Source organism: Streptomyces sp. NPDC047061 (genome assembly GCF_040643955.1).
In the GTDB taxonomy this organism is placed as follows: domain Bacteria; phylum Actinomycetota; class Actinomycetes; order Streptomycetales; family Streptomycetaceae; genus Streptomyces.
The window spans coordinates 1-13,373 of the sequence record NZ_JBEYVI010000020.1 but is presented as its reverse complement, the minus strand read 5'-3'; the positions used below and the strand labels follow the sequence as shown (position 1 = coordinate 13,373).

Annotated in this window: 13 protein-coding genes; 3 read left to right on the top strand and 10 right to left on the bottom strand. The window is 72.6% G+C overall.

Going from position 1 to position 13,373, the window contains the following annotated elements:
• Positions 1-34: 34 nt before the first annotated feature.
• The 4 genes from egtD to egtA are packed head-to-tail and all read right to left on the bottom strand — an operon-like array spanning position 35 to position 4,444.
• Complete coding sequence (egtD, locus tag ABZ887_RS26465) at positions 35-997, bottom strand: L-histidine N(alpha)-methyltransferase (RefSeq protein WP_361293769.1); 963 nt, start codon at positions 995-997, stop codon at positions 35-37.
• Positions 994-1,785: an ergothioneine biosynthesis protein EgtC gene (gene egtC, locus ABZ887_RS26460; protein WP_361293766.1), complete on the bottom strand. Its 792-nt coding sequence runs from the start codon at positions 1,783-1,785 to the stop codon at positions 994-996. The genes egtD and egtC overlap by 4 nt, the downstream gene beginning before the upstream one ends.
• Positions 1,785-3,110: an ergothioneine biosynthesis protein EgtB gene (gene egtB / locus ABZ887_RS26455; RefSeq protein ID WP_361293763.1), complete on the bottom strand. Its 1,326-nt coding sequence runs from the start codon at positions 3,108-3,110 to the stop codon at positions 1,785-1,787. Before egtB ends, egtC begins: the two co-directional genes overlap by 1 nt.
• Positions 3,107-4,444 (bottom strand): ergothioneine biosynthesis glutamate--cysteine ligase EgtA, encoded by a 1,338-nt coding sequence (gene egtA / locus ABZ887_RS26450; RefSeq protein ID WP_361293760.1) that lies wholly within the window; start codon positions 4,442-4,444, stop codon positions 3,107-3,109. Before egtA ends, egtB begins: the two co-directional genes overlap by 4 nt.
• Before the next feature lie 278 nt (positions 4,445-4,722).
• Here egtA and ABZ887_RS26445 point away from each other — a divergent pair, with 278 nt between their 5' ends.
• Positions 4,723-5,553: a TIGR02452 family protein gene (locus ABZ887_RS26445; protein ID WP_361293757.1), complete on the top strand. Its 831-nt coding sequence runs from the start codon at positions 4,723-4,725 to the stop codon at positions 5,551-5,553.
• 85 nt (positions 5,554-5,638) lie between these two features.
• Here ABZ887_RS26445 and ABZ887_RS26440 read toward each other — a convergent pair whose 3' ends face one another.
• Together ABZ887_RS26440 and ABZ887_RS26435 are read right to left on the bottom strand one after the other, a co-directional pair.
• Positions 5,639-6,088 carry a type II toxin-antitoxin system PemK/MazF family toxin gene (locus ABZ887_RS26440; protein ID WP_361293754.1) on the bottom strand — a complete coding sequence of 150 codons (450 nt, stop codon included), beginning with the start codon at positions 6,086-6,088 and terminating at the stop codon, positions 5,639-5,641.
• Positions 6,089-6,107: 19 nt separating this feature from the next.
• On the bottom strand, positions 6,108-6,908 hold the full coding sequence (locus tag ABZ887_RS26435; protein ID WP_361293751.1) for an alpha/beta hydrolase: 801 nt from the start codon (positions 6,906-6,908) through the stop codon (positions 6,108-6,110).
• 61 nt (positions 6,909-6,969) lie between these two features.
• Here ABZ887_RS26435 and ABZ887_RS26430 point away from each other — a divergent pair, with 61 nt between their 5' ends.
• Positions 6,970-7,383, top strand: a complete 414-nt coding sequence (locus tag ABZ887_RS26430; RefSeq protein WP_361293748.1) for a MarR family winged helix-turn-helix transcriptional regulator — start codon at positions 6,970-6,972, stop codon at positions 7,381-7,383.
• 51 nt (positions 7,384-7,434) lie between these two features.
• Here the strand turns inward: ABZ887_RS26430 and ABZ887_RS26425 are convergent, their stop codons facing one another.
• The 3 genes from ABZ887_RS26425 to ABZ887_RS26415 all read right to left on the bottom strand — a co-directional run bounded on the left by ABZ887_RS26425 (position 7,435) and on the right by ABZ887_RS26415 (position 10,749).
• A complete protein-coding gene (locus tag ABZ887_RS26425) occupies positions 7,435-8,925 on the bottom strand; it encodes an SPFH domain-containing protein (protein WP_361293745.1) in 1,491 nt (496 codons plus the stop codon).
• Positions 8,926-9,058: 133 nt separating this feature from the next.
• Positions 9,059-9,277: a hypothetical protein gene (locus ABZ887_RS26420; RefSeq protein ID WP_189268410.1), complete on the bottom strand. Its 219-nt coding sequence runs from the start codon at positions 9,275-9,277 to the stop codon at positions 9,059-9,061.
• A gap of 47 nt (positions 9,278-9,324) precedes the next feature.
• Complete coding sequence (locus ABZ887_RS26415; protein ID WP_361293741.1) at positions 9,325-10,749, bottom strand: amidase; 1,425 nt, start codon at positions 10,747-10,749, stop codon at positions 9,325-9,327.
• Positions 10,750-10,973: 224 nt separating this feature from the next.
• Between ABZ887_RS26415 and ABZ887_RS26410 the strand changes: the two genes are divergently transcribed.
• Positions 10,974-12,362, top strand: a complete 1,389-nt coding sequence (locus tag ABZ887_RS26410) for a glycoside hydrolase family 43 protein (protein WP_361293738.1) — start codon at positions 10,974-10,976, stop codon at positions 12,360-12,362.
• A 190-nt stretch (positions 12,363-12,552) separates the two neighbouring features.
• Here the strand turns inward: ABZ887_RS26410 and ABZ887_RS26405 are convergent, their stop codons facing one another.
• The gene (locus tag ABZ887_RS26405) at positions 12,553-13,266 is read right to left on the bottom strand and encodes a hypothetical protein (RefSeq protein WP_361293735.1); all 714 of its coding nucleotides are present in this window, start codon (positions 13,264-13,266) and stop codon (positions 12,553-12,555) included.
• Positions 13,267-13,373 lie beyond the last annotated feature (107 nt).

Here is a 13,373-nt window from a genome sequence, read left to right as displayed (position 1 = left end):
GGCGCGGACGACACACGACAGGTCCGCCGAACGCTCAGCGCGCGAAGCTCAGGGACAGCGCGAAGCGTCCTTCCGAGTCGGTCCACCAGTCGGTCAACTCAAGCCCGGCGCGGGCCAGTTCCGCGGTCACGCCGTCCCGCCGGAACTTCGCCGAAACCTCCGTGCGCAGCTCCTCGCCCGCCGTGAAGTCCACGGCCAGATCGAGCGCGGGCACCTTCACGGTCTGCGCCACGCGGGAGCGCAGCCGCATCTCGATCCACTCGTTCTCCGCGTCCCACAGGGCGACGTGGTCGAAGGCCTCCGGGTCGAAGTCGGCGTCCAGTTCGCGGTCGACGACGGCGAGGACGTTCTTGTTGAACTCGGCCGTCACCCCGGCCGCGTCGTCGTACGCCCGGACCAGTACCCCCTCGTCCTTGACCAGGTCGGTGCCGAGCAGCAGCGCGTCACCGGGCGCGAGCAGCCGCCGCACCGAGGCCAGGAACCCGGCCCGCTCGGCGGGCAGCAGGTTGCCGATCGTGCCGCCGAGGAACGCCACCAGCCGCGGCTCCGGCGTCTCGGGCAGCTCCAGCTGGCCGGTGAAGTCGGCGATCAGGGCGTGCACGGTCAGCCCCGGCCGCTCCGCGACGAGCGCCTGGCCGGCCTGTGTGAGCGCGCTCTCGCTGACGTCGACCGGGACGTACACCTCGAGACCGGTGAGCGCGTCGATGAGCAGGCGGGTCTTCTCGGAGGAGCCCGAGCCCAGCTCCACCAGGGTGCGGGCGCCGCAGGCGGCGGCGATCTCGCCGGACCGGGTGCGCAGGATCTCCCGCTCGGCCCGGGTCGGGTAGTACTCGGGCAGCTCGGTGATCTGCTCGAACAGCTCGCTGCCCCGGGCGTCGTAGAACCACTTCGGCGGCAGCGTCTTGGGGGTGGCGGTGAGGCCGGTCAGGACGTCGGCGCGCAGCGCGGCGTCCGTCGCGTCCTCGGGAAGGGTGCGGGTGACACGGAAGGGACTCACGTACAGGGCTCCTTAGGGGGTACCGACGCCAGGTCCTCGACCGGGTTCTCGACGGGCGTGAGTACGACGCCCGCGCGGCTAACGGTGAGCAGCGTGCGGTCGGGGACCTCGCGCCAGCGCGGGTCGTCGTCGTACGGCTCGGAGGCGACGACGGTGCGCAGGCCGGGTTCCGCGAGGTAGTGGAGGCTGTCGCCCCAGGCGGTGGCGGTGATGGTCTCGCCGTCGGTGAGGAGGAGGTTGAGCCGGGCCGCGGGGGCCGCCTCGGCCACCTGCCGAACCGTTTCGGCAAGGGCCGGGCCCGGCTCCGTACCGGACCGCAGCCGGTGCAGGGCCAGCGCCCAGACGAACGCCGAGTCGGTGCGGGCCTCCATCGACAGCAGGTCGGCCGGGGGCAGCAGCGGGACCAGGGGTGCCATGGACCCCGGCCAGCCCGGGATCGCCCCGTTGTGGCTGAACAGCCAGCGGCCCGCGGCGAACGGCGCCGCCGCGGCCTCCCCGTCCGCGCCCGCCAGGGTCGCGTCCCGTACGGCGGCCAGCAGCGCGCCGGTGCGCACGACCCGGGCCAGGTCGGCGAAGGACGGGTCGGCCCAGATCGGCCCGGCCCGCCGGTAGCGGGCCGGCTGCGGATCGTCCGGGGCGTACCAGCCCACCCCGAACCCGTCCGCGTTGACCGTCCCGTACCGCTGCCGCCGGGGTGCCCACGACTGCCGGTAGAGGGAGTGCTCGGGCTCCACGAGGAGCCGGCCGAGCGGCTCCTCGGGTCCCAGAAAGGCCAGGTGACGGCACATCAGGCGGTCTCCGCCGAGCGCGCGGTGCGGAAGCCGGAGAAGATCTGCCGCCGGATCGGGTAGTCCCAGTTGCGGAACGTCCCCCGGCAGGCCACCTGGTCCACGGCGAACGAACCGCCGCGCAGCACCTTGTACTCGGGGCCGAAGAACACCTCCGAGTACTCCTTGTACGGGAAGGCGGCGAAGCCCGGGTACGGCTCGAGGTCGCTGGACGTCCACTCCCACACGTCACCGATCAACTGCCGTACGCCCAGCGGGGACTCGCCCTCCGGGTAGCTGCCCGCCGGGGCCGGGCGCAGGTGCCGCTGGCCCAGGTTGGCGTGGGCGGGGGCCGGGTCGGCGTCGCCCCACGGGTAGCGCCGGGACCGGTTCTCACCGGGGTGGTGCCGGGCGGCCTTCTCCCATTCGGCCTCGGTCGGCAGCCGGCGCCCGGCCCAGCGGGCGTAGGCGTCCGCCTCGTACCAGCACACGTGCAGCACCGGCTCCTCGGGCGGGACCACCTCCGTGATCCCGAACCGGCGCCGCAGCCACTGGCCGCCGTCCCGGTGCCAGAACTGCGGGGCGACGATGGAGTGCTGCCGGATGTGCGCCCAGCCCTCCGGCGTCCACCAGCGCTCCTGTTCGTAGCCGCCGTCCTCGATGAACGCCAGGTACCGGCCGTTGGTCACCGGGGTGGTGTCGATCCAGTAGGGCGCCACCTCCCGCCGGTGTGCGGGCCGTTCGTTGTCCAGCGCCCAGGGCTCGGTGGAGGTGCCCATGGTGAACGGGCCGCCGGGGACCAGGACTTCGGACGGGCCGGTGAACGGCGGCGCCGGGTCCGGGTCCGGGGCGGTCAGGGCCTGCGGGCCCCTGCGGAGCTGATGGGTGATCAGCATCGTCTCGTCGTGCTGCTGTTCGTGCTGCGCGATCATCCCGAACGCGAACCCCGCCTCGGTCAGCCGGGTGCCGCTGAACGCCGCGCTGTCCAGCAGGTCCAGCGCCCGGCCGCGCACCTCCGCCGCGTACTGCCGGGCCTCGGCGGGCGGCAGCAGCGGCAGCGAGGGCCGCTCGGAGCGCGGATGCTCGAAGGCGTCGTAGAGACTGTCGATCTCGGGGCGCATCGCCTCCCGGCCGCCGACGTTGCGCAGCAGCCAGAGCTCCTCCTGGTTGCCGATGTGCGCCAGGTCCCAGACCAGCGGGGACATCAGCGGGGAGTGCTGGGCGGTGAGGTCGGGCCCTTCCACGCAGCTGGTCAGCAGCGTGGTGCGGTCCCGGGCGGTGGTCAGGGACTTCAGCGCCCGGTCCCGCAGGGTCTCGATATCGATGTCGACGTCGGTCTCGGTCATGCGCTGATGTCCTTCCCAGGGGCGCGAACGGCCGTGCCGCGCAGTCGGTCCAGCAGGTCGTCGGCCGGGCAGCGGCCCCGCAGCACGTACCGGTCCCGGTACGTCGCCACAGCGTCCATGACTTCGGGGGCCGCGCCGATCCTCGGCAGAGCCTCCAGCGCCGCCGTGAAGCAGGCGACGGCGGCCTCGTGCAGCTCCGGGTCGCGGAGCCCGGTGCGGGCCGCGTCGAGCCAGAGCGGGTTGTGCGGGGCGGGCTGCGGGCCCGCGCGCTCGGCCAGCGGTTTCACCGTCCGGTACGCGGTCTCGGCGGCCTCCGGGTCGTCGAACAGTGCCGTTGTCACCGCCAGCGGCACGATCCAGCCGTCGTCGCCGGGCTGTGCGTCGATCATCCGCAGCTCCAGATGGCCGCGCGGCCTGACCGGCGGGAACAGCGTGGTGAGGTGGTACGCCAGATCCGCGCCGGTGGGCGGGGTGGGCGTCCCCGACCGGGTCCAGGTCCGGAAGGTCAGGCCCTCGGGGACCTCCCAGGGGCCGCCGTCCCGCCGTACGCACATCACCGGCGCGTCGAGGACGTGCCGGGCCCAGGCGGTGCGCGGGTCGCCGTCCAGCGCGGGCGCGCCCGCGCGGCCCGCGCCGATCTCCATCCAGAGCAGCTGCCGGGTGGAGACCCAGCCGGTGGGCCGGTGCCCGACCAGCGGGGAGTTCGCGAACGCGGCCACCAGCACCGGGCCCAGCTGATGGGCCAGCCACCAGCGCCGGGTGTAGCCGAGCGGGCCGGGCTCCTCGTGGCCGGCGTCCAGGCAGACCTGTACGGAGGCCGAGGAGCACATCATGTGGCGGCCGGCCGTGCCGGTACGGTCCAGGCAGCTCTCCATCGCGTCGTAGCGCGGTTCGCGCAGGAAGCGGCGGGGTGCGTGCCAGGGATCGTGACCGACGCCCACGAGTCCGAGGTCCTGTTCGGCGAGGACCTTGCGGACGGCGTCCAGGTCGGCGGAGACGGTGCCGATGCACTCCATCAGGGAGGCGGCGGGCGGCGAGCTGAGCTCCAGCTGGCCGCCGGGTTCGACGGTGAGCGCCGAGCCCAGGGGCACCGTTCGCAGTGCGGCGTAGGCCGCTTCGAGCCGTTCGGGTGTTACGGGGAGCTGCGGTCTGCGCAGCTCGTGGACCAGCCATTCCACTTCGACCCCGAGGGTGCAGGGTGGGCCGGTCTTGAAGCAGATGCCCTTGACCAGGGCTTCTACCTCCGCCTCGGTGACAGCGGTGCGGTCGTCCGAGAAGTCGGTCTTCACAGACCCCTCGGTACAGTCGCCGCCGTCGGATATCGAGTCGGACATGTCGGGATCCTCCTGAGATTCCACCATGCCACCGCCCCGGCCGCGGATGCGTCCGGGGCGGCATCGTCCGTTCCACCCAAGACCGTCGCGTCCATTCGCACAAGGGCACCTATGGGGACGTTCGAGATCGGTAACCTCTGCTTCCTTGCGAGTTTCCGACTGTTTCGGGCCATGGAAACTCCGTTGCACGGCATCACCAGCATCGCCCAGGATGCCTGCATGAGCACGACGGGGGAGGCCGCGCGGGCCGCGGTCATGGCGTCCACGGGGGTGGCGCCATGAGCGCGCGCCTGCGCGGTGTCGCCCAGCAGACCGAACAGATCGTGGCGACGGGGAGCTACCGTGCGCCCGACGGCCGGGAGGTCGTCCTGGCGGCCGACATCGCCGCCGCACGAGCGGGGACGCGGCTGTACGGGCCGGAGCCGGTGCCGGTCCCGCCCGCCCCGGACCTGGACACCGTCTTCGAGGTCACCGGGGAGAGCAGCCTGGAGGCCGCCCGCCGCCTCGCCGACGCCCCGATGGCCGTCCTGAACTTCGCCTCGGCCCGCAACCCGGGCGGCGGCTACCTGAACGGCGCCCAGGCACAGGAGGAGGCCCTGTGCCGCGCCTCCGCGCTGTACACGTGTGTGCGTGAGGCCGCCGCGTACTACGACCACCACCGCGCCCACCGCGACACGTTCTACACGGACCGTGTGATCCACTCCCCGGCCGTCCCGGTCTTCCGCGACGACCGCGGCAGCCTCCTCGCCGAGCCCTACCTCGCCGGGTTCCTCACGGCCGCCGCGCCCAACGCCGGCGTGATCCGCCGTACGGCTCCGGAGCGGGCCGGCGAACTGCCCGGCGCCCTCGCCGTACGGGCCGAACGGGTGCTGGAGGTCGCCGCCGCGCACGGCTACCGGCGGCTGGTCCTCGGCGCCTGGGGCTGCGGGGTGTTCCAGAACGACCCCGCACAGGTCGCGGGCGCCTTCCGGGGGCTCCTCGGCCCCGGCGGACGATTCGAGCGGACCTTCGAACACGTGGTGTTCGGGATCCTGGACCGCACGCCGGGATCCGTGGTCCGGGCCGCCTTCGCGGAGACGTTCAGAACCGCCGAGGAGTGCGCCCCGTAGGGGCGCGGGGAACTGCGCGACCAGCCACGACGGAGCCGCGGACGGCAGACGGCATATCGCCGGCAATTCCAGCGGAGCGCCCCGCTCAGTTCCAGCCGTACCGCTCGTGCAGCCGGTTGCGGACGAGGTTGAAGCGGCCCCGGTCGAGGGCGCAGGCCTCGCGGCGCATGCCGTCCTCGTGCAGCCGCAGCACGCGGTCCACGTCCACCCAGGAGTCGCGCCCGGAGCGGTCCCACGGCCCGCTGCCGATCGCCACCCACTCGCGGTCGTTGTCGTGCCGCTTGCTGGACAGCTGGACGGCGAGCAGGGTGCCGGCCGGCTCCCGGGCGACGACCAGCACCGGCCGGTCCTTGCCGCGCCCGTCGTTCTCCTCGAAGGGCACCCAGGTCCACACGATCTCACCGGGGTCCGGGTCGCCGTCGTGGGCGGGGGAGTACTCGGTGCGCACCTTGCCGACCTCGTGCGGGTCGGCCTCGGTGGTCGCGGTGGGGCCGAACCGGCCGGGGATGTTCTCGTCGTCGATATACGCAGTCACGAGGGCACCCTAAGGGGCCTCAGCCTGCGAGGACAGGCGGGGTGGCGGTGCGGTGCAGCTCGGCCTCGATCAACGCGGCCGTCACGTCGGGGCGTTCGAGGTGCGGAAGGTGGCCGGCCTCGGGGACCGGCGCGAACCGGCCCTGCGGGAACGCCTTCGCGTAGGCGGCTCCGTACGCGGGCGTGACGATACGGTCGCTCTCTCCCCAGATCAGCAGCGCGGGCTGCCGCACCCGCCCCAGCCGGGGCAGCAGCTTCGGGTCGGTCATCCGGCCGCCGTCGGTGAGCGCCCGCATGGTCGCCATGTTGGCCTGGCGGCGGGCGAGTTCGGCGGCGGGCAGGGTGGCCGGGTCGACGTAGAAGCGGTCCGGGTCGTGCCAGGAGTGCTCGGCCTGGGCGCGCGGATCCAGCGCGAAGAAGTCCGTGACCGGCTCGCCCTCGATGTCCGCGCCGACCGCGTTGACCAGGACCAGCCCGGTGATCAGCCCCGCCGTGTCGCGTACGGCCATCTCGGCGGCGAGTTGGCCGCCCAGCGAGGAGCCGATGACCAGGACGTCGCTCGACTCGGCGTCCTGGAGCAGGTGGAGGTAGGCGACGGCGAGGTCGTCGACGCTCGTCAGCCAGCCGGGGCGGGGTGTGCCGTCCCAGCCGGGGTGGACGGGGGTGAGGGTGCGGGCCGACCCGGCGAGGCGGGCGGCGAGGCCGGCGACCGTGGCCGGGCCGCCGCCTCCGTGGAGTACGAGCACCGGGCGGCCGGAACCGGCCTCGGTCAGCGCGATGGAGAGGTCCGGATACACCTGGGCGATGCGGTTCGTCGTCATGCCGACAATCTAACTAAGGATGTTTATATAAACAAGCTTAGTCATCGGTTACAGTGGAGCCATGCACGATGACCTGCAGGTTCTCGGAAGAGCGGTGAAACAGGCCCAGTACCGGCAGCACCGGGCGCTGGACAGCGCGCTTGCCGCCGTCGGCACCACCCTCGCGCAGTGGGACGCGCTGCGCGCCGTCGACCGGTCGCCGGGCGCCTCGGCGCGGGAGCTGGCCGCGGCCACCTTCCAGAGCGAGCAGGCCTTCGGCACGCTGGTCGGCCGGCTGGCCGCGCAGGGCCTGGTGGAACGGCGGCCGGGCCGCGGCCGGCGCATCGAGCACCATCTGACCCCCGACGGGGAGCGGACGCTGGCGGCGGGACACGGGGTGGCCGGCGAGGTGCTCGCCGACTGCTTCGCCGGGCTGACGGCGGCGGAGCGGGCGACGCTGCTGGAGCTGCTGCGGCGGCTCAACGCGCAGGAGTGAACCGAACGGGCGCCCCCGGCCGGACCGGAGGCACCTTCGCTCTGTTCTCCGTCACCCGCCGTCCTGCTCCACCGGCACCTTCTCCGTCTTCGGGGCCGCGGTCCCGTCGAGGGCCGGTGAAGTCCCGCCCGGTGCCTGCCCGTTCTGGTTCATCGAGGCAAGGAGCTGGCGGGCCAGACCCAGCCCCGTGCCGCCCATCGTCAGCGCCTTCGCGAACAGCTCGGCCATGCCGTCGGCGCCGTTGAGCAGCACCATGTTGTCGACGTTGCCGAAGGCGGACGCGCCGGCCTGGACGATCTCCGGCCAGTTCTCGGCGAGTTGCTGGGCGACGACCGCCTCCTGGTTCTCGGCGAGCGCGGCCGCACGGGCCTGGATGGCCGCGGCCTCGGCGAGTCCCTTGGCCCTGGCCGCCTCGGCCGCCGCCAGCCCCCTGGCCTGGGCGGCCGCCGCCTCGGCCTCGCCGGTGGCCCGGGTCGCGGCCGCGTTCGCCTCACCCCGGGCCCTGGTCGCCTCGGCCTCGGCACCCGCGGCCGTCTTGACCCGGGTCGCCTCGGCCACCGCCGCCAGCTCCGTCTCCCTCGCCTGGGCCTCGGCCGCCGAGATGCGTGCGTCACGCTCGCCCTCGGCCAGCGTGCGCTTCTCGTAGGCCATGGCGTCGGCCGGCTTGCGGACGTCCGCCTGGAGCTGCTGTTCGCGCCGGTACGCCTCCAGTTCGGCGACCCGCGTCTCCTGGACGACGACCTCCTGCCGGGCGGCCGCGTCGGCGAGCGGACCGGCCTGGCGTGCCTCGGCCCCCGCCTTGTCGCGCTCGGCCTGGTAACCGGCCTGCAGGATCTCGCTGTCCCGGGTGGCCTCCGCCATCCGGGCGAGCGACTGCTGTTCCGCCTCGGTGGCGAGACGGTTGGCCTCCGCCTGGGCGATCCGCGCGTCCCGCTGGACGGCGGCCGCGTGCGGCATGGCCAGGTTCTTGATGTACCCGGTCGGGTCGTCGATCTCATGGATCTGCAGGGAGTCCACGATGAGCCCCAGCTTCTCCATCTCCGTGCCGCAGGCGGCCCGGGTCTGCCCGGTGAGCTTGTCGCGGTCGCGGATCATGTCCTCGACCGTCAACCCGCCCACAATGGATCGCAGATGACCGGCGAACACGTTGTGCACCCGCTCGGACACCAGCTTCTGCTGGTCCAGGAAACGGCGGCCCGCGTTGGCGATCGACACGAAGTCGTCGCCGACCTTGAAGATGACCACACCCCGCACCTTCAGCGGAATGCCCTGGAAGGTCACGCAGTCCACCGACAGCTCGGTCTCCTTGAGGTCGAGGGAGAGCTTGCGCACCGCCTGCACGCCCGGCATCACCAGCGTGCCGCGCCCCGTGACGATCCGGAAGCCCATGCCCTCTTCGAGCCCCTCGGTCCGATGATTCGAACCGGAGATGATGAGCGCCTCGTTCGGCTCGGCGACCCGCCACATCATCTTGAACACACCGATCAGCGCGAGTACGGCGGCAACCGCCGCCCCCGCAACGACGCCGACAATCATCGGCATTCGCCCCCTTTGAATGGTGCCCTTTCGGCACCGAACGAGGGGAGTGTGCGCTCGCGGGGGCCCCGATTGAAGACATCGGCGGACCCTTGTTGCCATCTTGGCGCACAAGCCCCTCACCTGGGGCTGAGGGGACTCAACTCTCGTACGCGGGCGTGACGTAGACCGTCCGCGGCGCCAGGTACTCGACCACCATGACCACCGTTCCCCGCTCGAAGCGGCCCGTGCCGTCGGCGGCGTACGCGAGGAAGTGCTCGGCGCCCCCGCGCACCCGGACGATCACCTCGCCGACGAGCCCGGGCCCGATCGTTCCGGTGACCCGACCCATCAGCCCCACCATCGACGCATCGTCCATGGCCAGAGGGTACGGGGAGGCGAAGGCGGCAGAGAAGCAGCGGGCCGTCACGCAGCGGGGGAGTCCGCGGCCACGGCGTGCGGCGGCCAGAGCTCGTGCCAGCGCAGTTCGGACTCCAGCTGGGCGGCGACGGAGACCAGCAGCGGCTCGCTGTCCGCCGGTCCGAGCAACTGGGCACCCACGGGCAGCCCGTCCCCGGTGAACCCGGCGGGCACGTTCACCCCCGGCCACCCCAGCACGTTCCACGGCCACGCGTAGGGGCAGGCGGCGATCATCGCCCGGTCGGTGGCGAACTGACCGAGCCCGAGCAGAGCTCCGACGCGGGGCGGGGGAGCGGCGGTGGTCGGCGCGAGGATCAGGTCGTACGACGTGAGGAAGGAGCCGATCCGGCCCCGCAGGGTGGCCTCCGCGCGCCGGGCGGCCCGCAGCGGGGCCCCGTCCAGCAGGCGGCCCAGGCGGGCCGCCTCCAGGGTGCGCCGGTCGAGGAGGTCCGGATGCGGTGCCTCGCGGACGCGTTCGGCTATCCCGACCGTGGCGCGTGGGACGAAGGTGAGCCCGATCTGCCCGTAGGGCGGGTCGGCCTCCTCGACGGTGTGCCCCGACGCGGCCAGGTGCTGGGCGAGTTCGAGGACGCGGGTGCGTACCTCCGGCTGCAGCCGGGCCGGCAGTGCGGTGAACGGCGGCTTGAGGGAGAGCGCGATGCGCAGCCGCCCGGGGTCGCGGCCGACCGCATCCGTGAGTGTCAACTGGCCCGGCCGATGCGGGTCCTGCGGATGGTTCCCGCTCGCCGCGTCCAGCAGCAGGGCCGCGTCGGCGACCGTGCGGGCCAGCGTGCCGTTCACCGTGATGCCCTGGAACGCCTCGCCGCGCGGCCAGGTGGAGATGCGGCCGCGCTGCGGTTTGATGCCGACGAGGTGGGTCCAGGCGGCCGGGATCCGTACCGAGCCGGCGCCGTCCGAGCCGAGCGCGGCCGGCACCAGGCCCGCCGCGACGGCGGCCGCCGACCCGCCCGAGGACCCGCCCGGAGTGTGCCGGGGCTGCCACGGGTTGCGGGTGGCGCCGAAGGCCGGACCCTCGGTGAACGGCCACTGCCCCAGCTCGCAGGTGTTGGTCTTGCCGATGATCACGGCCCCGGCCGCGCGCAGCCGCCGTACCGCCTCCGAGTCCTCCTGCGCTGCCGGGAACTCGCCCCGGCAGCCGAAGGCGGTCGGCTCGCCGGCCACGTCCGTGTCGTCCTTCACCGCGACCGGCACCCCGAGCAGCGGCCGGCGCACTCCGTCGGCCAACTCCCGGTCGGCGGCGTCCGCTTCGGCGAGGGCCGCCGTACGGCGCACGATCCGGAAGGCGTTGAGGGAGTCCTGGGTGGCCTCGATGCGCGCGAGACACTCCTCTGTGAGTTGACGGGACGTCAACGTGCCAGCGGCCAGGGCGCGTACGGACTCGGCGAGGCCTGCGGAACGGTCGTACGGCATACGGGGACCCACCTCCGGGGCACAGCGTTTACCGGAGAGTAACGTCGATCCGGGCCTTGGCGGACAGGTTTCGCACAGCCGGCGTCCAGCTGTGCCCCAGTCCTGCAGAAAGCATTGACGTGAACCTGTCGCGACTCTTAGTTTCTGCGCGACTTGTCGAACCCAGTTCGAAATACCGGACGCGCCGCTGCGTCCGCGTCTGCACGAGCACCCGGAGAGCCGCCGTGACCACACGTCCCCCCACCCCCTCCCGCCGAACCCTGCTGCGCGCGCTGGCCGCCCTGCCCGCGACGGCCCTGGCCCTGGGCGAACTGCCCGGCCTGCTCGGCGCGGCCGAGGCCGCCGCCCCCGCGAGCGGCTACGCCACCCGCTACACCATCGTGCCGTTCCTCAACAGCGACGACGGGACGGTGAACGTCTACCAGTCCGACGACGCCACGGACTTCCGCCTCCTCCAGTCCTCGGCCTACACCCCGCCCAGCAACCGCATCCGCGACGCGAGCATCTTCAAGCACACGGACGGCTACTACTACATCACCTACACCACCCACACCTGGGAGGACGAGAGCACCACGATCGGCTTCGCCCGCAGCGCAGACCGGGTCAACTGGACGTTTCTGTACGACTACACGATCCCCATCACCGACCTGTCCCGGGCCTGGGCGCCCGAGTGGTTCGTTGACAGCGACGGCAGCGTCAACGTCATCGTGTCCTGCTCGACGACGGACGACGAGTGGATCTTCACCCCGTACGTCCTGACCGCGACCAACTCGGCCCTGACGGCGTGGACTTCACCGACCGCTCTCTCCGGCATCGGCTCCAACCACATCGACACGTACATCGTGAAGGTCGGCTCGACGTACCACGCGTTCACGAAGAACGAGACGGCGAAGTACATCGAGTACGGCACGGCCACCAGCCTCAAGGGCCCCTACACGATCTCCAGGACCGGCGACTGGGCCGGCTGGGGGAGCTACCGCGAGGGCCCCTCGGTGATCCAGCTCGACAACGGCGGCTGGCGGATCTTCTTCGACGGCTACGGCGACGGCAACTACTACTACAGCGACAGCTACGACACGTTCGCGACCTGGAGCACCCCCACCGCCCTGGCCACGCTCTCCGGCACGGCCCGGCACTTCACGGTGATCAAGGAGACGGTGTCCGGCGGCGCCTCGGTGACGAAGAACGCGACCCGCTCCTTCCAGTCGGTCAACTACACGACGAGGTACTGGGAGGAGGTGTCCTCCCTCCTCAACCTCCCGGTGGTGACCAGCTCCAGCGCCACCGCCGACAAGCAGGCGGCCACCTTCACGGTGGTGGCGGGGCTCGCCGACTCCAACGGCTACTCCTTCCGTGACGCCGCCGGCAACTACCTGCGCCACTACGACTTCCGGGGCCGCTTCGACGCCAACGACGGCACGACGACGTTCGCCCAGGACGCCACGTTCATCGCCCGCACGGGCACGACCACCGGCTCGGTCCGCTTCGAGTCGTACAACTATCCCGGTTACTACCTGCGCCACTACAACTACCAACTCCGCGTGGACATCTCGAACGGCACCGACCTGTTCCGGCAGGACAGCTCGTTCGTGCCGGTGACGGCCTGGGCCTGATCTGCAGTGCGGTGGCGGGCCGGACACCCGAGTCGTTCGGGACCGGTGCCGGGTCCGCCCCGGCCGCCGGGGAGGAGGCCGGCCGGCTGCCGGGGCGGAGAGCAGGGCCCGTGTTCGACCGGGCTGTCGTCGTGGGGCCTCCCGATTCGCCGAGGTGCTCGGGGACTTGGGAGGCTCCACGCCATGGGCGTCAGACGCGTCCTGTGCCGGCTCCGGCGAGAGTCTGCGTCGGCACGATCACGCTCAGACCCAGCACGCCCAGATCGACGCTGCCGTCGGACTCGGCGTACCACCGCCAGTGCGCCCCGGGCACATCGCCGACCGTGAGCACGATCCAGCCGCCGCCGTCGGGTGCCGACAGGTCCGTCAGCACCCGCGCCTCCTCGGCCGTCGGCGCGTCCAGCAGGACGACGAACCCGGTGACCTCGCCGGTGCGGGCCGCACCCCGCACCAGACCGACGCCCAACTCCTGGGCGGAGTTCAGGACTTCGTCGGGCGCCTTGCCCTTCACATCCGTCACCGAACGCACCCGCACCAGACCGTTGAGCCCCGGCAGGGCGCTCGCGCTCGGGTCCACCGAGACCACCACGGTGCGCTGCCGGGGCAGTTCCAGCAGCCCCCTGACCAGTGCGGCCACGGTGTCCTGGGCGACCGTGAGGTCACCGCAGACGCTCAGCGCGCCGTTGATCTGCCCGAGGTCGACCATGACCTGCGCATCCCGCTCGCCCACCCCGACCCGGGCCAGGTGCGGCATGGCCAGGCCCAGGTCGGCAGAGGGGTCGCCCTCGACGACCGACGGCAGGTTCGTGCGCTCCCAGCGGGTCGGGGCCAGCGCGGTCCACGGCGCCGGGGCCTGCGCCGCTCCCGAGACCGAGGCGAGCAGCTTGGTGGGCTCGGCCAGCACGCTGTACACCCGGTACGTCGCTGGTCACCGGCCCGGAAGCAGCCCCGACCCCCGTTCGTTAACCGGTCCGTCCGGTGACCTTCCCCTTGTGGACCATCCCTGTTCAC

Bases quoted from the DNA above. Each gene is read 5' to 3' on its own strand.
- egtC (WP_361293766.1), bottom strand. From the start codon at position 1,785: ATGTGCCGTCACCTGGCCTTTCTGGGACCCGAGGAGCCGCTCGGCCGG.
- ABZ887_RS26415 (WP_361293741.1), bottom strand. From the start codon at position 10,749: ATGCCGTACGACCGTTCCGCAGGCCTCGCCGAGTCCGTACGCGCCCTG.
- egtB (WP_361293763.1), bottom strand. From the start codon at position 3,110: ATGACCGAGACCGACGTCGACATCGATATCGAGACCCTGCGGGACCGG.
- egtA (WP_361293760.1), bottom strand. From the start codon at position 4,444: ATGTCCGACTCGATATCCGACGGCGGCGACTGTACCGAGGGGTCTGTG.
- ABZ887_RS26435 (WP_361293751.1), bottom strand. From the start codon at position 6,908: ATGACGACGAACCGCATCGCCCAGGTGTATCCGGACCTCTCCATCGCG.
- ABZ887_RS26445 (WP_361293757.1), top strand. From the start codon at position 4,723: ATGAGCGCGCGCCTGCGCGGTGTCGCCCAGCAGACCGAACAGATCGTG.
- ABZ887_RS26430 (WP_361293748.1), top strand. From the start codon at position 6,970: ATGCACGATGACCTGCAGGTTCTCGGAAGAGCGGTGAAACAGGCCCAG.
- ABZ887_RS26425 (WP_361293745.1), bottom strand. From the start codon at position 8,925: ATGCCGATGATTGTCGGCGTCGTTGCGGGGGCGGCGGTTGCCGCCGTA.
- ABZ887_RS26420 (WP_189268410.1), bottom strand. From the start codon at position 9,277: ATGGACGATGCGTCGATGGTGGGGCTGATGGGTCGGGTCACCGGAACG.